Genomic DNA, 17807 nt, shown 5'->3' with positions numbered 1-17807 from the left:
GGGCGTCCCCAGCACAGACGCCCACCCCGAGAACCCGCCCCTCAGCCCGAACGACCGCTCCCACCGCCGACGCACCCCCTCAAAGCGGACCGCAAGAAAACGGACCCAAGCCCTGAAAGACAGCACGCACAGAGGACCGCACGCACGGGAAACGGAACGCACGAAGACAGCCCGCACACACGGGAAACGGCCCCCACGGACGCGAAACGGCCCGCACCGGCGAGCGGTGCGGGCCGTGGCGACCTCAGCGGGCCTTGGCGGCCTCGGGAGGTGACGATCCAGGAGAAACGATCAGTGGCCGTGGCCGTGACCGTGCCCGCCGGCGGCGGCGGGGGCCTCCTCCTCGGGCTTCTCGACCACCAGGGCCTCCGTCGTGAGCAGCATGCCGGCGATGGACGCCGCATTCTGCACCGCCGAGCGGGTGACCTTGACGGGGTCGATGACGCCCTGGTCGATCAGGTTGCCGTACTCGCCGGTCGCGGCGTTGAGGCCGTGGCCGGCGGCCAGCTCCGCCACCTTGTGGGTGACGACGTAGCCCTCGAGGCCGGCGTTCTCGGCGATCCAGCGGGTCGGCTCGACCAGCGCGCGGCGGACGACGCCCACGCCAGTGGCCTCGTCGCCGGTGAGGCCGAGGTCGTCCAGCTCCTTGCCGACGTGGATCAGCGCGGTGCCGCCGCCGGAGACGATGCCCTCCTCGATCGCGGCGCGCGTCGCGGAGATCGCGTCCTCGAGACGGTGCTTCTTCTCCTTGAGCTCGACCTCGGTGGCGGCGCCGACACGCAGCACGCACACACCGCCGGCCAGCTTGGCCAGGCGCTCCTGCAGCTTCTCGCGGTCCCAGTCTGAGTCGGACTGCTCGATGGCGAGCTTGATCTCCTTGACCCGGTCCTCGATCGCCTGCGCGTCGCCGGCGCCGTCCACGATGGTGGTGGCGTCCTTGGTGACGACGATGCGGCGGGCCGTGCCGAGCACCTCGAGACCGACGTGCTCCAGCTTGAGCCCGACCTCCTCGGCGACGACCTGGCCGCCGGTGAGGATGGCCATGTCCTGGAGCATCGCCTTGCGACGGTCACCGAAGCCCGGGGCCTTGACGGCCACGGAGGTGAACGTGCCGCGGATCTTGTTGGTGACCAGGACGGCCAGGGCCTCGCCCTCGACGTCCTCGGCGACCACGAACAGCGGCTTCTTGGTCTGCGCGACCTGCTCCAGCAGCGGCAGGAAGTCCGCGATGGAGGCGATCTTGCTCTGGGTGAGCAGCACGTAGGCGTCCTCCAGGACGGCCTCCATGCGCTCGGGGTCGGTCACCATGTACTGCGACAGGTAGCCCTTGTCGAACTGCATGCCCTCGGTGAACTCGAGCTCCATGCCCATGGCGTTGGACTCTTCGACCGTGAGGACGCCGTCCTTGCCCACCTTGTCGAACGCCTCGGCGATGAGATCGCCGATCTTGGCGTCCTGGGCGGAGATCGTCGCGACGTTGGCGATCTCCTTCTTGTCGCCGACCTCGCGGGCGCTGGCGATCAGCTTGTCGCTGATGGCCTTGGCGGCCTTGTCGATCCCGCGCTTCAGCGACAGCGGCGAGGCGCCGGCGGCGACGTTGCGCAGACCTTCGCGGACCATGGCCTGGGCCAGGACGGTCGCGGTGGTGGTGCCGTCACCCGCGATGTCGTTGGTCTTGGTGGCCACTTCCTTGGCGAGCTGGGCGCCGAGGTTCTCGTAGCGGTCTTCCAGCTCGACCTCGCGAGCGATGGTCACGCCGTCGTTCGTGATCGTCGGAGCACCGAACTTCTTGTCGATGACGACGTTACGGCCACGCGGGCCGAGGGTTACCTTCACGGCGTCCGCGAGGGCGTTGACGCCGCGCTCAAGAGCGCGCCGCGCGTCCTCGTCGAACTCCAGGATCTTCGCCATTTGGTTGAAAGTCCTCTCCTAGCGTCGAAAGCCCCGGTCGCCTCTGCTGAGAGCTGCGTCCGGGGCCCGACACATACCGGCTTACTTCTCGATGATCGCGAGAACGTCGCGGGCGGAGAGCACGAGGTACTCCTCGCCGCCGTACTTGACCTCAGTGCCGCCGTACTTGCTGTAGAGGACGATGTCGCCCTCGGAGACGTCAAGCGGAATCCGCTTGTCGCCGTCCTCGTCCCAGTTGCCCGGGCCCACCGCGAGGACCTTGCCCTCTTGCGGCTTCTCCTTGGCGGTGTCTGGGATGACCAGGCCGGAAGCGGTGGTCTGCTCGGCCTCAAGCGGCTGGACCACAATGCGGTCGCCGAGCGGCTTAACGGGAACCTTAGTGGCGGTCGTCACGATCGGACCTCCCCTTCAGATTTGAATGATCTAGAAGAGGCGACCAGCGGGGCCTGCCGTCGCGGGTGGTAGACCTGCCTCGTCGCACGTTGGCACTCTCAAGGGGAGAGTGCCAACACGAAACATATGCAAGAGGGGCTTGACAGTCAACACGAACCGGCTCAGCGCGCGTAAGAGCCTTCCCGCAGCTCGGAGACGATACCCGGCCTGCTGGGGGCCCATCCGAGCGCCGCACGGGTTCGCGCAGAGCTGACACGCTGGCTGAGCGCGAGCGCTTCGGCGAACGGCAGGCCCACGACCCCCGCCGCCTCCGCCACCGGCCATGACAGCACGTCCACGCCCTCGCCGACCCCCACCGACCACGCCGCGGCGGAGGCCACCCGCGCCAGCGGCACGTGCTCCTCGGCGATCCCGTGGTAGACCGCGCCGGGCCGCCCCTTCTCCACCGCCGTCGCGATCAGCTCGGCCAGGTCGTCCACGTGCACGAACGACGATCCTTCCCCGCCCTCGCCCACGTGCACCCCGCTCCCGCGCTCGGCCGCCCAGCCGCGCAACATCGCCGGGATCCCGCCGCCGCGCCCGTGCACCAGCCCCGGCCGTACCACCACGCCGCCCGCGCCGAGCACCAGATCCTCCACCTTCGGCCGGTACCCCACGATCGGGATCGGGTCGGCCGCGCTCTCCTCGTGCCCGTCCTCGGTCGCGCCGAGGACCCACACGCCGCTCACGTACACCACCGGCCTGCCCGCGCCGAGCAGCGCCCCGATCACCTGAAGGTCGGTCCCCTCGTCGCCGGTGAGCTGCGCCGCGTGCACGACCGCGTCGACGTCCGGCGTCACGGCCGCGGTGATCGACGCCGCGTCGGACAGGTCCCCATACCTCTCCTCCGGTACGGCGGGCAGCCGCCTGCCCCCGTCGGCGGCCGGCCGTACCAGGGCCACGACCTCGTGACCGCGCCCGGCGAGCTCCTCGACGAGCGCGCCCCCGACGTACCCCGTCGCGCCCAGCACCAGAACCTTCATCGCTCTTCCACCCCAAACACTTCGACATCGAAACTTTCGACGTGGTGGACAGTAGCCCGGACCCTCGAACATTTCAACCTCGAAATTTTTGATAGTGTGCGCACCATGCGAGACGCAGTGGACGCGATCACGAAGCAGTGGGCCGCCACCCGCCCCGACGTGGACGTGAGCCCGATGGGCGTGGTGGGCCGCCTGTCCCGTGCCTCGCGCCTGCTGGAGCGGGGCATCAAGGAGTTCTTCGCCGAGCACGGGCTGGAGCCGTGGGAGTTCGACATGCTCGCCACATTGCTGCGCGGCAACCCGGAGCACACCATGTGCATGAAGGACCTGGCCGCCTCCGCCCTGGTCAGCCCCGGCGCCCTGACCAACCGCATGGACCGCCTGGTGGAGCGCGGCCTGGTACGGCGCTGGCCGCTGGAGAGCAACCGCCGCATGGTCCTGGTGGCGCTGACCGAGGAGGGCGAACGCCTGGCCGGCGACCTCCTGGCCCTCCACGTCGCCAACGAGGCGAGGCTCCTGTCCGCCCTCACCCCCGCCGACCAGAAGACCCTGGCCGAAACCCTCCGCAAACTCCTGGTCTCCCTGGGCGACACGGAGCTCTGAATGCGGGAACATCTCCCTTACAGGGAAGTGCAGCAGAATGTGGTTCGATGACCACGAACGGCGACGACACCGACGTTACAGTGAGTGATGTGACCGCCACGATGGACCGTACGAGAGACGTACTCGCGAACTGGCCCTACCCGCCGGACGGCGGCTGGACGTCCGACGATCTCGACCTGCTGCCGCAGGATGGGCCCAACGGCGAGCTGGACCTCTTCAAGCGCGTCGAACTCATTGACGGAGCCCTCATCCTCATGTCCCCCCAACGCAACTTCCACGAGTATGTGATCTCCAACCTTCGAGGCATGCTCAAAGCGCAGGCTCCCGCACATCTGCGGCCGAGCACACAGATGACCATCCGCATCGACAGGTGGCAGCGCCCAGACCCTGATGTGCTCGTCGTCGACGCCGACGCCTCAAGAGACATGGCCCGCACCGCCTTCCACGCCAAGCAAGTACACCTCGTCGTCGAGGTCGTCTCGCCCGAGTCCGAGCATCGCGACATCCACGTCAAGCCGAAGATCTACGCCAGCGCCGGGATCCGGCACTTCTGGATCATCGAGGAAGAGCGCGGCCAGCCGGTCGTGCACGTCTACGAACTCGACGAAGCGACGAGCTTCTACTCAGGCATCGGCATCTTCCGCGACAAGCTTGAGCTCCAGTTCCCCTTCCCCATCAGCATCACCATCGCCGACCTGCTGGACTGACCGCGTGCACTAACGTCGGATGACGTGGACCTCGACGCCTTTCTCGATCTGCTGACGCCCCGCGGCCGCAAAGCTCTGGACGAGGCGGTCGAGCTGAGCGGGAGCGATCCGGTCAAGGCGGCCACGCGGCTCAGGAAGACCTACGACAGCGCGCTCACCTCGGCCGCCCTCACCCAGGCCGGGCTCAGGGCGCGGGCGGTGGCGAAGTTCGGGGACGACGCCCGGCTCATGTACTTCACGCCGCACGGGCTGGAGCAGTCCACCCGGGCCGAGGTAGCGGCGCATCGGGCGCGGCGGCTGACTTCGATGACCCACGGGCCCGCGCGGGTGGTGGACGCCTGCTGCGGGATCGGCGGGGACGCGCTGGAGCTCGCGCGGGCCGGACATCACGTGGACGCCGTCGAGCTCGATCCGCTCACCGCCGCCGTCGCGCGGGCCAACGCGGAGGCGCTGGGGGTCGCGGAGCGGGTACGCGTGCGGGTGGGGGACGCGGCGGAGGTGGCCCCGGAGGAGTACGACGCGTTGTTCGCCGATCCGGCCCGCCGTACCGCCAGGGGGAGGACGTTCGACCCGCAGGCCTACTCGCCGCCCTGGCCGGTGGTCATGGATCTGGCGGGGCGGGCCCGGGGGTCGTGTCTGAAGGTGGCGCCGGGGATTCCGTACGAGTACATACCGGAGGCGGCCGAGGCCGAGTGGGTTTCGTACAAGGGGGAGGTCAAGGAGGCGGCGCTCTGGACTCCCGGGCAGGCGGGACGCAGGGCGACGCTGCTGCCGGGCGGGCAGACGCTCACGCCCACGGGCGTGCATGCCGCGGTGGGTGAACTCGGGCGGTACGTCTACGAGCCGGACGGGGCGGCGATCCGGGCCCATCTGGTGGGCGAGGTGGCCGAGATGGTGGGCGGGCGGCTGGCGGATCCGATGATCGCCTATATCACCGGGGACGAGCCGGTGGACACGCCCTGGGCGGCCAGGTACGAGGTGGACGAGGCGCTGCCGTTCTCGCTGAAGCGGCTGCGGGCGGCACTCCGGGCCCGCGAAATAGGAAATGTCACCATCAAGAAGCGCGGCTCCGCCGTGGACATCGAACGATTGCGGCGAGACCTGAGACTTTCCGGTGACAAGTCCGGAGTAATCATCCTCACGCGGATTATGAACCAACCTTTTGTTCTCATCTGCCTGGGGCTCCCACCTGCATAAATGACAAAACAGGATCTTTTCCAGTCACCCCGACGGACCTTGATCCAAAGGCTAAGGTGGACGCGCGGGAGTTCTCCCCCCTATAGCGGATTACCGCGTTCTCCTTCAGTCATTGCATACCGGACCTATCCCACCGCTGCGCGGCACTCCGTCGGCGAGTGAAGGAGCTTTCGGTGGATCATTCCAATCACACCACCCTTTTGCAGGCAGGCGGCCAGACCGCCATATCCGACAGGATGCGGGAACTACTCGCGCGCGCCGCCCAGGACCACGTCTACGAGCAGCGCACCCAAGGGGCCGTACTCGACGAGATCCGCCAGCGGCTCGAAGGCATGGAGTGGCTGCTGCGCGAGGTGCGCGAGCGCGAGCTCGGCGGGCTGAGCGGCACGCTCGAGTCCGTGAGCGGCCGCCTCGACGACATCTCCGCCAAGCCGCCGACCTGGGCCGAAGGGCTCGCCCAGCACGTGGAGGCGGTACGCGACCACGTCGACGCCGTCGGCGAGCAGATCGGCAACGTCGACGCCCGCGTCGAGAACGTCAGCCAGCGCGTCAGCCCCGTCATCGAGCTGCCCAGCCTGTGGGCGGACGTCGGCACGGTCGGCGAGAGCGTCGACGAGGCGCTCAAGCGGCTGCAGACGGTGCTCGACGGCACCGAGGGCATCGCCAAGCGGCTCGGCGACTTCGCCGGGAAGCTCGGCCAGCTCAACGCCAGCATGGAGGCGGCGGCCAACCGCTTCACCAGGCTCGACAAGTCCATCGGCGAGCTCACGGGCCGCACCGAGCGGGTCGAGGGCGGCATGGCCGACCTGTCCGGCACCCTCACCGCCCGCATCGGCGCGGTCGGCGAGGAGCTCAAGGGCGCCGTCGAGCAGGTCGGCGCGAGGGTCGAGACGGCGGAGGAGCGCCTGTCCGGCCGCCTCGACGGCCTCGACAGCCGGGTCGACCGGGTCGACGGCCGCCTCATCGCCGTCGACGGCCGGCTCACCAGCGTCGACGGCCGCATCGAGACCGCCGACGAGTGCCTGGCCGACATCGACACCCGCCTCGACGGCATCGACGGCAGGGTCGGCGGCGTCGACAGCCGTCTCGTCGGCCTCGACAAGCGCGTCGGCGAGCTCGACACCCACATCGGCGACCTCGACAACCACATGGGCAAGCGCATCGGCGACCTCGACGGCCGGGTCGAGGCCCGCTTCGAGACGCTCGACGGGCGGGTCACCATCGTCGACGAGTGGCTGGCCACCGCCGACCAGCACCGCTCCGACACCGCCACGCGCACCGAAGGCCGCTTCAACAAGCTCGACAACGCCTTCGAATCCCTCGACGAGCGCCTCGGCGAGGTCGAGGAGCACGTGGTCGCCCGCTTCGACGGCGTCGACACGCAGCTCACCCGCGGCACCGAGCAACTGGAGGGCGTCGACGACCGGGTCGAGGCGGTCAACCAGCGCGTCGGCCAGCTCCCCGCGACGCTGGCGATCGCCGAGCGGGTGGGCGAACTGCTCGACTCGCAGACGACCGAGCAGGTCAAGCGCTTCGACGCCATCGACGAACGCCTGGCCACCGCCGCCGCCGAACTCTCGGCCACGATCGAGGCCCGCCCGGACCGCGACGAGCTGACCCAGTCCGTCACCGACGCCTCCACCGACCTCACCAAGCGCCTCGGCGCCCTGGAGGAGACCATGCTCGCCCTCGCCGAGGCGCTCCTCCGCCCCACCCGATCCAAGGACTGATCGCTCTTTTCAAACCTCAAAAGCTCCCGGAGCCGTTACGGCAGAGCCCACCTACCCGCCCCGCCATACCCCTGACCGTCCGTCGAGCGATGGTCGTGAGGGCTCACGGGGTGCTCGCCGTAACAACTCCGCTCTTGACCGGGTTCCGTGCGCCGCGCTGGCCGCCGTCCAGCGCGGCGCCGAACCCCACCGCCCAACACCCCACCGCGCGGCGCCGGAAAAACCCGGGGACCGCCACACCGAAACCCCGGACCCGGCATCACACCTGAAACCCCGGGGGACCGTCACACCCGAAACCCCCGGGCCCGGCATCACACCTGAGGCCCCCGGGACCGTCACACCCGAAACCCCCGGGCCTGGCATCACACCTAAAGCCCCGGAGGGAATCGGCGCCTGAAACCCAGCAACGCGGCACGCCTGGGAACCCGGAACCTCACAACACGCGGAGGCCCGGGGCGCGCAGGTGGTGGGAAGCGGTGTGTGGAGTGGGGGTCGCCTTACACGTGGACGGTCGTGATGGGCAGTGACGAGTCGGCGGGGATGTCCAGCGCCGACGGGGTGATCCCGGCCGCCACCAGGTCAGAACCCAGCGCGGCGACCATGGCCCCGTTGTCGGTGCAGAGCCCGGGGCGGGGCACGCGCAGCCGTACACCCGCCTTGTCGCAACGCTCCTGGGCCAGCGCGCGCAGCCGTGAGTTGGCCGCGACGCCGCCGCCGATGAGCAGGTCCTTCACGTCGTACTTCTTGCACGCCTGAAGGGCCTTGCGGGTCAGCACGTCCACCACGGCCTCCTGGAAGGAGGCGGCGACGTCGGGCACGTGGATCGACTCCTGGGCCTCGACCCAGCGGGCCACGGCGGTCTTCAGGCCGGAGAAGGAGAAGTCGAGGGTGCCGTCGTCCATCTTGCCGCGGGGGAAGCCGATCGCGGTGGCGGAGCCTTCGCGGGCGGCGCGGTCGATGTGGGGGCCGCCGGGGAAGGGCAGGCCGAGGACCCGGGCGACCTTGTCGAAGGCCTCACCGGCGGCGTCGTCGACGGTGGAGCCGAGGGAGATCACGTCCTGGGCCACGTCGGGGACCAGGAGAAGCGACGAGTGACCGCCGGACACCAGCATGGCGATGCAGGGTTTGGGCAGCGGCCCGTGTTCGAGCTGGTCGACGGCGACGTGGGCGGCCAGGTGGTTGACGCCGTAGAGGGGGACGCCCAGGCCCAGCGAGTAGGACTTGGCGGCGGCCACGCCCACCAGCAGCGCCCCGGCCAGCCCCGGACCGGCGGTGACCGCGATCGCGTCGATGTCGGAGAACGTCAGGCCCGCCTCGGCCAGCGCCCCCTCCACGACCGGCGTCATCGCCTCCAGGTGCGCCCGCGAGGCCACCTCCGGCACCACGCCGCCGAACCTGGCGTGCTCGTGCATGCTGGACGCGATCGTGTTGGCCAGCAGCGTGTGCCCGCGTACGATCCCCACCCCGGTCTCGTCGCACGAGGTCTCGATGCCGAGCACCAGGGGTTCGTGCTTGTCAGCCATCCAGCTTCCTTCTCATCATGACCGCGTCGGTGCCGTCGTCGTAGTAGCGCCGGCGCAGGCCGATCTCCTCGAAACCGAACCGTTCGTAGACCGCCTTGGCCCGCGGGTTGTCGGACCTGACCTCCAGGAAGATCTCCCTGGCCCCGCGCCGGCGCGCCTCGCCGAGCAGTTCGGTCAGCATCGCGCCGCCGATGCCGCGGCTCTGGTGGTCCTGTAGTACCGCGATGGTCTGCACGTCGGCCTGGTCGCCGGCCGCGGCGAGCCCCGCGTAGCCGACGATCTCGCCGTCGTCGCGCAAAGCGACGACATAGTGCCGGGTACGCGGCTGGTCGGCCAGCTCGCCGCGCATCATCCCCTCGCTCCACGCGTCCAGCGGGAACGTCGCGCGCTCGATGGCCATGACCGCGGGCAGGTCCGCGTCGGTCATCTGCCGCAGTCTCACGCCCGCTCCCTGGTCCGCCTGGGCTCCCTGTCGGTCACCTTCTTGGGCGCCTTGGGCTCGACCGCGTCGGGCCGCCGCAGGTAGATGGGGCGCGGCTCGTCGAGCGGCTGCCCCGCCGCGATGCGCTCGGCCGCCAGCGCGGCCACGAACCCCGCCAAGGGGTACGGCGGCGCCACCGCCGCCCCCAGCACCTCCGGGTAGAGGTCGGCCCCGGCGACCGGCAGCCCGTCGCGCGGGATGTCGGCCGGCTTGTCCACGAACGGCCCCTCGGCCCGCGTGCGCGCGTCGTCGTAGCGGGCCCAGAACAGTTCCTTGCGTCGCGCGTCGGTCACCACGAGGAAGGGCTCGTCCCTGCGGGTGCCGTAGGCGAGGGCGTCGAGCGTGCAGACGCCGTAGACCTCGGCCAGCCCGAGCGCGGTGCCGAGCCCCTGGGCGGTCATCAGCCCGACCCGCAGCCCGGTGTAGGGGCCGGGGCCGGTGCCGGCGACGATGGCGGTCACGTCGCGCAGCCGTACCCGAGCCTCGGCCAGCACCTTCTCGATGGTGGGCACGAGCAGCTCGCCGTGGCGGCGCGCGTCGACCGTGGTGGACTCGGCGAGCACGCGGTCACCGTCGTGGAGAGCGGCGGTGACGGCGGGTGTCGCGGTATCGAAAGCCAGGACCAGCACGAACAATGAGCCTACCGGCCCCGCGTCATGACCATCCTGTCCGTTCGCGAAGCCAGTCGACGGCGACCTCGCCCTGCGCCGCCTGGAAGGCTCTGACGGTGGGGATGCCGGGTGGCGGCGGCTGGCGGCTCTGCCGTACGAAATAGCCGGCCAGTGCGGCGATGACGCAGGTCAGGGCCGGGTCGGGGTCGGCGAGCAGCTCACCGGGGCGGGGGCCGCCCTGCATGGCGACGGACGGCAGCATGGCCAGCCGGTCGAACCAGGCGGCGCCCAGGCAGGCGTAGGGCCAGTCGACGACGTAGACGCGTTCGTCGGTGAGCAGGACGTTGTCGGCGCGCAGGTCGGCGTGGACGAGCGTGTCGCCGGCGGCGGCGCGCTCCCAGCCGGACTCCAGCTCGGCCAGGGCGCCGAGGTTGCCGGCGATCCACGGGTCGAGCCCGTCGTGGTCCTCTTCGAGCAGCCGGCGCCAGCCGCGGAACATCTGGCCGAAGAGCTCGGCGATGGGCGGCGCGTCGATGGGCGCGGGGGTGAGCGAGGCGGCGAGTTCGTCGGCGGCGGCCAGGACGCGGTCGAGCTCGTCGCGCCGCCACGGCATCGCCGGCGGGCGGCCGTCGACGTCCTCGAAGAGCAGCACCACCCAGCCGTCCTGCTCGAAGGAGGTGAGCATGCGCGGCGCGGGGACGCTGGGCGGCAGCGCGGCGGCCACGCGGGCCTCGTCGCGGTAGAGGGCGGTGGCGCGGTCGTTGACGCCGGGGCCGACCGCCTTCACGAAGGCGCGGCGGCCGGTGTCGAGCAGCAGCCGCGCGGCGGTGGCGGGCGAGAAGCCGCCGGTCTGGGTGACGGCCTCGGTCACGTGCCCGCCGAGCAGGTCCTCGACCCGGGCGCGCACCGGCGCGGCCACGTCCGACCAGGGAACTCTTACTCCGGAGGCATCAGGCGGGGGAGGCATAGACGATGACGTTATCGTCGTACTCGCCCTTGGCGTAATCGAATTTTCCGCCGCAGGTGACCAGCTTGAGCCCGTCCTCGACGTAGACGCGCTTGGCCGGGAAGTCGTTCTTGTGCACCTGCTCGACCGAGTCGACCTTGTACTCCACGGTCTTGCCGTCGCTGCGCTCCACGCGGACGAGCTGGCCCTTGCGCAGGTGCCGCAGCTTGTAGAAGACGGCCGGCGCGGTCTTGGTGTCCACGTGGCCGACGATGACGGAGGCGCCCTTCTCCCCCGGGACGGCGCTCTTCTCGTACCAGCCGGCCAGCTTGGGTTTCTCGTACGGCGGCAGCTCGACCTCGCCGTCCTTCGTCAGCCCGAGCTTCATCAGCGGGGCGTCCACGTCGATCGAGGGGATGCCGATGCTCTCCGGGACGACGGCCTCGGCCTTCTTCTCCACGGTCTTGCCGAACGCCACCAGCACCAGGCCGGTGATCGCGCCCGCCAGCACGATCCGTCCCGCACGGGCCATGCTCAGGCCCGGCGGCGCTTGAGGATCAGTACGGCGCCGCCCGCCAGGGCCAGGCCGATGATCACGCCTACGGGGCCGATCGGCATCGAGGAGTCGTCACCGGCGTCCTGGCCGAACGTGCCGCCGCCGCCCGCCCTGGGCGCCTTGGTGGGCACGCCGGTGGGCGTGTCGTCGGTGGCCCTGACCACGCGCAGCGTGGCCTTGCCGGTGTGGCTGGTGCCGTCGCACTTGACGTCGACGGTGTAGTTGCCGCGTTTGACGGTGCCGGAGACCGACGCCTGCCCGCGTACCCAGGGGACGGGCGCGGGGGTGGCCGTGGCGTTGGCCGGGGTGGCCGACGGTGTGGCGGGCGGCACCGGGTTGAGCGTGACGCCGGACAGGAACGCGTTGGAGGAGGCGGTGCCGACGTGCGCGGGGCCGCCGGTGGGCACCGGGCAGTTGGCCAGGATCCAGACCTTGGAGGTCTCGCCCGCGGTGACGCGGTCGGGGTTGAGCTGGACGTCGATGGGCGCCCGGGTGGCGCTCGCGGTGGCCTGTGGTGAGGTGGTCGCGGTCGTCGTGGGGCTCGTGAGGCTCGCCGAGGGCGTCGCCGTGGGATCGGTCGAGGCGTCGGCTGTGCAGCCGACGACTCCGATCATGACGATGGCACCTGCGTACGCGACTTGCCTGACCCTGAGCACGGCCGCACCCCACTCCGCCGACTTCCCTCAGCATCCACCAGAATTGCGGATACCGCCCCACCTGATACCCAGAAAATCTAGGTAAATCCATGACCAATGATCATGATTTACGCCAATGTCGATACTCGTCAAGGGTGCCAGGGTTGCCGGGGCCTGAGGAGCGTTTTACTCTTCTACGCGATCAGACGGCGTGTCGGCCCAGCGCTCGCCGACCCCGCGCAGGGTGACCAGGCGGACGTCGTCGCCGCCCTCCCGGTCGATGTGGATCTCCAGGCGGTCCTCCGACAGGCCCTCCACCAGGCCCTCGCCCCACTCGACGACCGTGACCGACTCCTCCAGCGAGGCGTCCAGGTCGAGGTCGTCGACCTCCAGATCCCCACCCAGCCGGTACGCGTCCGCGTGCACGAGCGGCGGACCCTCGCACAGCGACGGATGCACGCGGGCGATGACGAACGTGGGCGAGGTGATCGGGCCGCGGACCTTCAGACCTTCGGCGATTCCCTGGACCATCGTGGTCTTCCCGGCGCCCAGCGGGCCGGACAGCACCAGCAGGTCTCCCGCGCGCAGCCGGGTCGCCAGCCGCGTGCCGTACGCGCGCATGTCCTCGGCGGTGGCGAGCCTTTCCACTAGATCTCCTTGATCAGATCGCGCAGCGCCTCGTTGACCACGGCCGGGCGCTCCAACTGGATGAGGTGCGAGGTGTCGGGCACCTCGGTGAAGCTCGCCCTGGGCAGGGCCTCGGCCATCGCCCTGCCGTGCTCGGGCGGGGTGAGCCAGTCCTTGTCGCCCACGAGGATCGCGGTCGGCACCGGGTCGAGCACGTGCAGCGCCGAGAGCTTGTCGTGGTCCATGAGCGCCGGGTAGAAGTTCGCGAACACCTCGGTCGGGGTGGCGCGGATCATCGACTCGGCGAAGTCGACCAGGGTCGGGCTGACGTTCTTGGAGTCGCCGAAGCCGACGAAGCGAGTGATCAGGAAGGCGATGTCGCTGCCGGCGTGGCGGGTCTTGTCCACCAGGGAGCCCCGCTTGCCGAGCAGGGAGATCGTGCCCGGTGCGATCTTGTGGACCGCCTTGGAGACCATCGCGGGCAGGCCCAGCGTCAGCTCGGCCAGCTTTCCGGCACTCGTGGCCATGAGCGAGACGGCGCGGATCTTGTCGCCGAAGAGCTCGGGGTGGCGGTCGGCCAGCGCCATGATGGTCATGCCGCCCATCGAGTGGCCCACCAGCACGCACGGGCCAGGCACGAAGCGCTCCAGCACCTCGGCCAGGTCATCGCCGAGCCGGTCGATCGTGCTGTCCTCGGGGGCGGCGCGCTGCGAGCGGCCGTGGGAGCGCTGGTCCCACAGCACCAGGCGGTAGTCCTCGCGCAGGTCGCGGCGCTGGTAGTGCCAGGACTCCAGGTTGAGGCAGTAGCCGTGACACAGCACGATCGTCAGCGGCGCGTCCTCGGGGCCGTCGATCTGCACGTGCAGGTCGATGCCGTCGGAGGTGGTGTGGGTGCGCTCCCTGCCGCGTAGCTCGCCGAAGGGCTCGCTGGCCTCGGAGTCGGGGCGCAGCCTGATCCGGCCCACCGCCAGGCGCTTGGCCAGGGCCAGCCCCGCGACGCCCGCCGAAGCGGCGCCGACGATCGCGCCGGCGATCCCAACCTTCCGCCGTGTTGTCGTCGTCATGTCCCCTCATAAACTCTCGGCACGCGTGCGCCGATCTTCGTCACGATCTCATGCGTGATCGTGCCGAGGTTATCCGCCCATTCCTGCAAGGTGGCCTCGCCGTCCTTGCCAGGACCGAACAGGACGACCTCGTCCCCTGCGTCGATGACGTCGTCATCGACGTCGATCATGAACTGATCCATGCACACCCGGCCGGCGATCGCCCTGCGGCGGCCTCCTGCCAGCACCTCGACCCGCCCCGTCGCGTGTCTGAGGATCCCGTCGGCGTACCCGAGGGGAACCAGGCCAAGCGTTGTCTCGCGATCTGTGACATAAAGGTGCCCATAGGACACTCCGGAATTCTCCGGCATGCGCTTGACCAGGGCGAGCCTGGCCACGAGGGTCATCGCCTGGCGCAGACCGAAATCACCCAGCTCGGGGATCGGGCTCAGGCCGTAGAGGGCGATGCCCGGCCGTACCAGATCGAAGCGGGCGCGCGGCACGTTGACCAGCGCGGCGGAGTTGGCGATGTGCCTGATCACGTGGGACCCGCTGAGGCCGGCCTGGTCGGCCATCTTGAGCGCCTGGTCGAAGGCGTCGAGCTGCGCCTCGATCGAGGGGTGGCCGGGGATGTCGGCACAGGCGAAGTGGGACCACAGGCCCACGACCTCGACGGCGCCCTCGGCCTGCAGCGCCGCCGCGGTGGCCAGCAACTCGGGCCAGGCGGCGAGTGGCGCGCCGCCCCTGCTCATGCCCGTGTCGGCCTCCAGGTGCACCTTCGCGGTGACGCCGGTGGCGCGCGCCGCGGTGGCGATCTCCCCCAGCAGCCCCGTCTCCGCCGCCGACAGCTCGACGTCCGCGCGCAACGCCTCCTCGTACGGCCCGCCCCGCGTCAGCAGCCACGACGTGACCGGAGCGGTGATCCCCGCGGCCCGCAACGCCAGCCCCTCGCTCAGCGTGGCGGTGCCCAACCGGCTCACCCCCGCGTCGAGCAGGGTCCGCGACACCCGCACCAGCCCGTGCCCGTAGGCGTCCGCCTTGACCACGCCCATCAACGCGGCGCCGTCGGCGCGCTCGGTGAGCACGGCGACGTTGTGCCTGATGGCGGACAGATCGATGCGGGCCTCGGCCGGAGATGTCATCTTTCCAGTGTGTCAGCTGGACTCGATGCTTGAGCGAGGTTCGATAGCAGCCCGCTTGCAGCCGGGGGCGGCTACGACAGCGACCTGATCGCCGCCGGGATCGCGGCGGCCACGTCCGCGGTGACCAGCGGCGCCCCGTCGGCGGCCAGCCGTCCGGCCAGCCCGTGCAGGTACGCCCCGCACGACCCGGCGTCGTAGCAGCTCAGCCCCTGGGCCAGCAGCGCCCCCGCGACCCCGGCCAGCACGTCGCCGGTGCCGCCCGTGGCCAGCCGCGCGGTGCCCGTACGGTTGACCCGCACCGGCCTGTCCTGCTCGGCCACCAGCGTCGTTGAGCCCTTGAGCAGCACCGTCACGCCGAGGTCGGCCGCCGCCCTGCGGGCGTGCTCCAGCCTGCCCGCCTCGACCCGCTCGCGCGGGACCCGCATCAGCCGCGCCAGTTCCCCGGCGTGCGGCGTGATCAGCACGGGCGCGCTGCGGCGCAGCAGCGTGGCGTCGCGCGAGACCAGCGTGAGCGCGTCGGCGTCCACCAGCACGGGCACGTCGCTGGCCAGCACCCTCCTGGCCAGCTCGTGGGCGAAGTCGCCGGTGCCGAGCCCGGGGCCGAGCACCCAGGCCTGCACGCGGCCGACGCCGTCGAGCGAGGGCTCGCGCAGTTCGGTGATGACCGCCTCTGGCCAGTGGGAGCGCACCTGCGCCACCGGCGCGGCGGTGCCGGCGTAGCGCACCATGCCGGCCCCGGCGTGCAGCGCCCCGCCGACGGCCAGCACCGCGGCCCCGGTGTACTCCTCGCTGCCCGCGGCCACGCCCACCACGCCTCTCCGGTACTTGTCGGACTCCGCGCCCGGCTCCGGCAGCAGATCGGCGACGTCCCCGTCGGTGAGCGCCGCGACGTCCGGATCCGGCAGGTACGCGCCCAGCCCGATGTCGACCAGTTCCAGCCGCCCGGTGTGACCGGCGCCGGGGTCGATCAGCAGCCCGGTCTTGCAGGCGCCCATCGTGACCGTCACCTGCGCGCGTACCGCGGGCCCCGGCACCCGTCCCGTGCTCGCGTCGACCCCGGACGGCACGTCCACGGCGACCACCAGCCCCGGCCCCTGGTTCACCCGCGCCACGGCCCGCGCGTACGGCTCCCGCAGCGCCCCCGCCACCCCGATCCCGACCAGCCCGTCGACGACCAGGTCCGCCCGGTCCACGGCCTCGATGCCGCGCACCCGCCCGCCGGCCTGCCGCAGGGCCGCCAGCCCGGCCTCGTGCACCCTGCTGCCCGCCAGGACCGCCTCGACCTGGGCGCCGCGCCGCGCCAGCCGTACGCCGGCATAGAGGGCGTCACCGCCGTTGTCGCCGCTGCCGACGAGCAGGACCACCCGCGCCCCGTAGACGCGCCCGAGCATCGCGGCGCAGCAGGCGGCCAGCCCGGCGGCGGCGCGCTCCATCAGCGTCCCGTCGGGCAGGCGCGCCATGAGCGCCTGCTCGGCGGCCCTGATCTGATCGGCGGTGTAGGCGGTAAGCATGATCAGAAGCTATCCCTCCGCGATCACGTAGGCCATCGCCACACCCGCGTCGTGCGAGAGCGAGAGGTGCCAGCGCTTGACGCCCAGGCCGTAGGCGACGTCGGCGGCCTTGCCGCGCACGCGGAGCTCGGGCCGGCCGTTCTCGTCGCAGACGACCTCGGCCTCCAGGTGACCGAGGCCGGGCGGCGCGCCGAGCGCCTTGGCGACGGCCTCCTTGGCGGCGAAGCGCGCGGCCAGGGAGTGGACGGCCCGGCCTTCCTGCTCGTCCTCGGTGAACAGCCTGCCGCGCAGCCCCGGGGTGCGCTCCAAGGCCGCCGCGAACCGCTTGACGTCGACCACGTCCACGCCGATGCCCAGGATCATGTCCCCAGGCTAGGGCAGGCGGGTCGCGAGGCCGTCGAGGATGCGGTCCACGCCGTAGCGGAAGTCCCGGTCGCGCATCGCCGCGGGGCCGCCGCCGCTCTTCAGGATGTGCTCGTCGAGCGCCTGGAGCCGGGGCAGCTCCCGGTTGGTCTCCGCGGCAGCGGCGCGGATCTGGGCTTCCAGCTCCTCCTCGGTCTGGCCGAGCCTGGACAGCATCGACAGCAGCGCCGCCTCGGAGGTCGACATGCCGATGACGTAGGAGATGAGCGTGCTCATGGCCTGGCTGGCCTCGTCGAGCTCGAATCCGGCCAGGGTGAAGATGGCCAGCATGCGGTCGGTCTGGCGCATCAGGTTGGGGCCGAGCTCGGCCAGGCCGACCTGGCCCAGGACCGAGGCCACCCACGGGTGGCGCAGGATCATCGAGCGCAGGCTGCCGGCGCACTCGGTCGCCGCCGCCCGCCAGTCGCCTTCCGCCTCGGGCACGCGCAGTTCGCCGTACACCTCGTCGACGACGAGCTCGATGAGCTCGTCCTTGTTGGCGACGTGGCGGTACAGGGAGGTGGCACCCGCGTTGAGCCGGGTGCCGAGCGTGCGCATGCTGAGGTTGTCCATGCCCTCTTCGTCGAGGAGCTTCACGGCCTCGGCGACGATGCGCTCACGGCTGAGGGCGGGTTGCTGCTGCTGGCGGCGCGGACGGGTCCACACCGAGGGAATGGGCTGCTTCTGGGCGGGCATGCGAAGCTCCTCTCACGTGCCCGCCAGCATAGCGCACGACGTACGCGAAATGCGAACATTCCGGATGCCCG

The 17807-nt window shown here is 70.9% G+C and carries 19 protein-coding genes; 4 read left to right on the top strand and 15 right to left on the bottom strand.

Annotated features, from left to right (window positions below):
- Positions 1–291 precede the first annotated feature (291 nt).
- The 3 genes from groL to ACFWY5_RS04600 form a co-directional block, all read right to left on the bottom strand.
- Complete coding sequence (gene groL, locus ACFWY5_RS04610; RefSeq protein ID WP_379614439.1) at positions 292–1911, bottom strand: chaperonin GroEL; 1620 nt, start codon at positions 1909–1911, stop codon at positions 292–294.
- An 81-nt stretch (positions 1912–1992) separates the two neighbouring features.
- A complete protein-coding gene (gene groES / locus ACFWY5_RS04605) occupies positions 1993–2307 on the bottom strand; it encodes a co-chaperone GroES (protein ID WP_197093639.1) in 315 nt (104 codons plus the stop codon).
- Between the two features lie 158 nt (positions 2308–2465).
- Complete coding sequence (locus tag ACFWY5_RS04600; RefSeq protein ID WP_379614441.1) at positions 2466–3326, bottom strand: NAD-dependent epimerase/dehydratase family protein; 861 nt, start codon at positions 3324–3326, stop codon at positions 2466–2468.
- Positions 3327–3431: 105 nt separating this feature from the next.
- Between ACFWY5_RS04600 and ACFWY5_RS04595 the strand changes: the two genes are divergently transcribed.
- The 4 genes from ACFWY5_RS04595 to ACFWY5_RS04580 all read left to right on the top strand — a co-directional run bounded on the left by ACFWY5_RS04595 (position 3432) and on the right by ACFWY5_RS04580 (position 7563).
- Positions 3432–3929: a MarR family winged helix-turn-helix transcriptional regulator gene (locus ACFWY5_RS04595; RefSeq protein WP_379614443.1), complete on the top strand. Its 498-nt coding sequence runs from the start codon at positions 3432–3434 to the stop codon at positions 3927–3929.
- 47 nt (positions 3930–3976) lie between these two features.
- The gene (locus ACFWY5_RS04590; protein ID WP_379630521.1) at positions 3977–4636 is read left to right on the top strand and encodes a Uma2 family endonuclease; all 660 of its coding nucleotides are present in this window, start codon (positions 3977–3979) and stop codon (positions 4634–4636) included.
- Between the two features lie 24 nt (positions 4637–4660).
- On the top strand, positions 4661–5833 hold the full coding sequence (locus tag ACFWY5_RS04585) for a methyltransferase domain-containing protein (RefSeq protein WP_379614447.1): 1173 nt from the start codon (positions 4661–4663) through the stop codon (positions 5831–5833).
- Positions 5834–6006: 173 nt separating this feature from the next.
- On the top strand, positions 6007–7563 hold the full coding sequence (locus ACFWY5_RS04580; RefSeq protein WP_379614449.1) for a hypothetical protein: 1557 nt from the start codon (positions 6007–6009) through the stop codon (positions 7561–7563).
- Positions 7564–8060: 497 nt separating this feature from the next.
- On the opposite strand, the gene tsaD is transcribed toward ACFWY5_RS04580, so the two are convergent.
- The 12 genes from tsaD to ACFWY5_RS04520 form a co-directional block, all read right to left on the bottom strand.
- Positions 8061–9086, bottom strand: coding sequence for a tRNA (adenosine(37)-N6)-threonylcarbamoyltransferase complex transferase subunit TsaD (tsaD, locus tag ACFWY5_RS04575; RefSeq protein ID WP_379614451.1), 1026 nt, complete (start codon positions 9084–9086; stop codon positions 8061–8063).
- Positions 9079–9513 carry a ribosomal protein S18-alanine N-acetyltransferase gene (gene rimI / locus ACFWY5_RS04570; protein ID WP_379614711.1) on the bottom strand — a complete coding sequence of 145 codons (435 nt, stop codon included), beginning with the start codon at positions 9511–9513 and terminating at the stop codon, positions 9079–9081. Before rimI ends, tsaD begins: the two co-directional genes overlap by 8 nt.
- Before the next feature lie 11 nt (positions 9514–9524).
- Positions 9525–10196: a tRNA (adenosine(37)-N6)-threonylcarbamoyltransferase complex dimerization subunit type 1 TsaB gene (gene tsaB / locus ACFWY5_RS04565; RefSeq protein WP_379614453.1), complete on the bottom strand. Its 672-nt coding sequence runs from the start codon at positions 10194–10196 to the stop codon at positions 9525–9527.
- A gap of 25 nt (positions 10197–10221) precedes the next feature.
- Entirely contained in the window at positions 10222–11097 is an 876-nt protein-coding gene (locus tag ACFWY5_RS04560) for a phosphotransferase family protein (RefSeq protein ID WP_379614455.1), read from the bottom strand.
- A gap of 31 nt (positions 11098–11128) precedes the next feature.
- The gene (locus ACFWY5_RS04555; protein ID WP_379614457.1) at positions 11129–11656 is read right to left on the bottom strand and encodes a class F sortase; all 528 of its coding nucleotides are present in this window, start codon (positions 11654–11656) and stop codon (positions 11129–11131) included.
- A 2-nt stretch (positions 11657–11658) separates the two neighbouring features.
- The gene (locus tag ACFWY5_RS04550; RefSeq protein WP_379614459.1) at positions 11659–12294 is read right to left on the bottom strand and encodes a hypothetical protein; all 636 of its coding nucleotides are present in this window, start codon (positions 12292–12294) and stop codon (positions 11659–11661) included.
- A gap of 207 nt (positions 12295–12501) precedes the next feature.
- Positions 12502–12963 (bottom strand): tRNA (adenosine(37)-N6)-threonylcarbamoyltransferase complex ATPase subunit type 1 TsaE, encoded by a 462-nt coding sequence (gene tsaE / locus ACFWY5_RS04545; protein ID WP_379614461.1) that lies wholly within the window; start codon positions 12961–12963, stop codon positions 12502–12504.
- Positions 12963–14006, bottom strand: a complete 1044-nt coding sequence (locus ACFWY5_RS04540) for an alpha/beta fold hydrolase (RefSeq protein WP_379614463.1) — start codon at positions 14004–14006, stop codon at positions 12963–12965. The genes tsaE and ACFWY5_RS04540 overlap by 1 nt, the downstream gene beginning before the upstream one ends.
- Positions 14003–15127 carry an alanine racemase gene (alr, locus tag ACFWY5_RS04535; protein WP_379614465.1) on the bottom strand — a complete coding sequence of 375 codons (1125 nt, stop codon included), beginning with the start codon at positions 15125–15127 and terminating at the stop codon, positions 14003–14005. Before alr ends, ACFWY5_RS04540 begins: the two co-directional genes overlap by 4 nt.
- Before the next feature lie 71 nt (positions 15128–15198).
- Positions 15199–16638: an NAD(P)H-hydrate dehydratase gene (locus tag ACFWY5_RS04530; protein WP_379614467.1), complete on the bottom strand. Its 1440-nt coding sequence runs from the start codon at positions 16636–16638 to the stop codon at positions 15199–15201.
- A 9-nt stretch (positions 16639–16647) separates the two neighbouring features.
- The gene (locus ACFWY5_RS04525) at positions 16648–17001 is read right to left on the bottom strand and encodes a holo-ACP synthase (RefSeq protein WP_379614469.1); all 354 of its coding nucleotides are present in this window, start codon (positions 16999–17001) and stop codon (positions 16648–16650) included.
- Positions 17002–17010: 9 nt separating this feature from the next.
- The gene (locus ACFWY5_RS04520) at positions 17011–17736 is read right to left on the bottom strand and encodes a TetR/AcrR family transcriptional regulator (protein ID WP_379614471.1); all 726 of its coding nucleotides are present in this window, start codon (positions 17734–17736) and stop codon (positions 17011–17013) included.
- Positions 17737–17807 lie beyond the last annotated feature (71 nt).

The organism is Nonomuraea sp. NPDC059007 (assembly GCF_042740555.1).
Classification (GTDB): Bacteria; Actinomycetota; Actinomycetes; order Streptosporangiales; family Streptosporangiaceae; genus Nonomuraea.
The sequence above is the reverse complement of the archived record's forward strand: the minus strand, read 5'-3'. Positions and strand labels throughout refer to the sequence as shown.

What these genes read in the sequence shown, in the direction of transcription:
- groL (WP_379614439.1), bottom strand. Translation starts at nt 1,911, where the DNA reads ATGGCGAAGATCCTGGAGTTCGACGAGGACGCGCGGCGCGCTCTTGAG.
- ACFWY5_RS04600 (WP_379614441.1), bottom strand. Translation starts at nt 3,326, where the DNA reads ATGAAGGTTCTGGTGCTGGGCGCGACGGGGTACGTCGGGGGCGCGCTC.
- ACFWY5_RS04595 (WP_379614443.1), top strand. Translation starts at nt 3,432, where the DNA reads ATGCGAGACGCAGTGGACGCGATCACGAAGCAGTGGGCCGCCACCCGC.
- ACFWY5_RS04590 (WP_379630521.1), top strand. Translation starts at nt 3,977, where the DNA reads ATGACCACGAACGGCGACGACACCGACGTTACAGTGAGTGATGTGACC.
- tsaD (WP_379614451.1), bottom strand. Translation starts at nt 9,086, where the DNA reads ATGGCTGACAAGCACGAACCCCTGGTGCTCGGCATCGAGACCTCGTGC.
- rimI (WP_379614711.1), bottom strand. Translation starts at nt 9,513, where the DNA reads ATGACCGACGCGGACCTGCCCGCGGTCATGGCCATCGAGCGCGCGACG.
- ACFWY5_RS04555 (WP_379614457.1), bottom strand. Translation starts at nt 11,656, where the DNA reads ATGGCCCGTGCGGGACGGATCGTGCTGGCGGGCGCGATCACCGGCCTG.
- ACFWY5_RS04550 (WP_379614459.1), bottom strand. Translation starts at nt 12,294, where the DNA reads ATGATCGGAGTCGTCGGCTGCACAGCCGACGCCTCGACCGATCCCACG.
- ACFWY5_RS04540 (WP_379614463.1), bottom strand. Translation starts at nt 14,006, where the DNA reads ATGACGACGACAACACGGCGGAAGGTTGGGATCGCCGGCGCGATCGTC.
- alr (WP_379614465.1), bottom strand. Translation starts at nt 15,127, where the DNA reads ATGACATCTCCGGCCGAGGCCCGCATCGATCTGTCCGCCATCAGGCAC.
- ACFWY5_RS04530 (WP_379614467.1), bottom strand. Translation starts at nt 16,638, where the DNA reads ATGCTTACCGCCTACACCGCCGATCAGATCAGGGCCGCCGAGCAGGCG.
- ACFWY5_RS04525 (WP_379614469.1), bottom strand. Translation starts at nt 17,001, where the DNA reads ATGATCCTGGGCATCGGCGTGGACGTGGTCGACGTCAAGCGGTTCGCG.
- ACFWY5_RS04520 (WP_379614471.1), bottom strand. Translation starts at nt 17,736, where the DNA reads ATGCCCGCCCAGAAGCAGCCCATTCCCTCGGTGTGGACCCGTCCGCGC.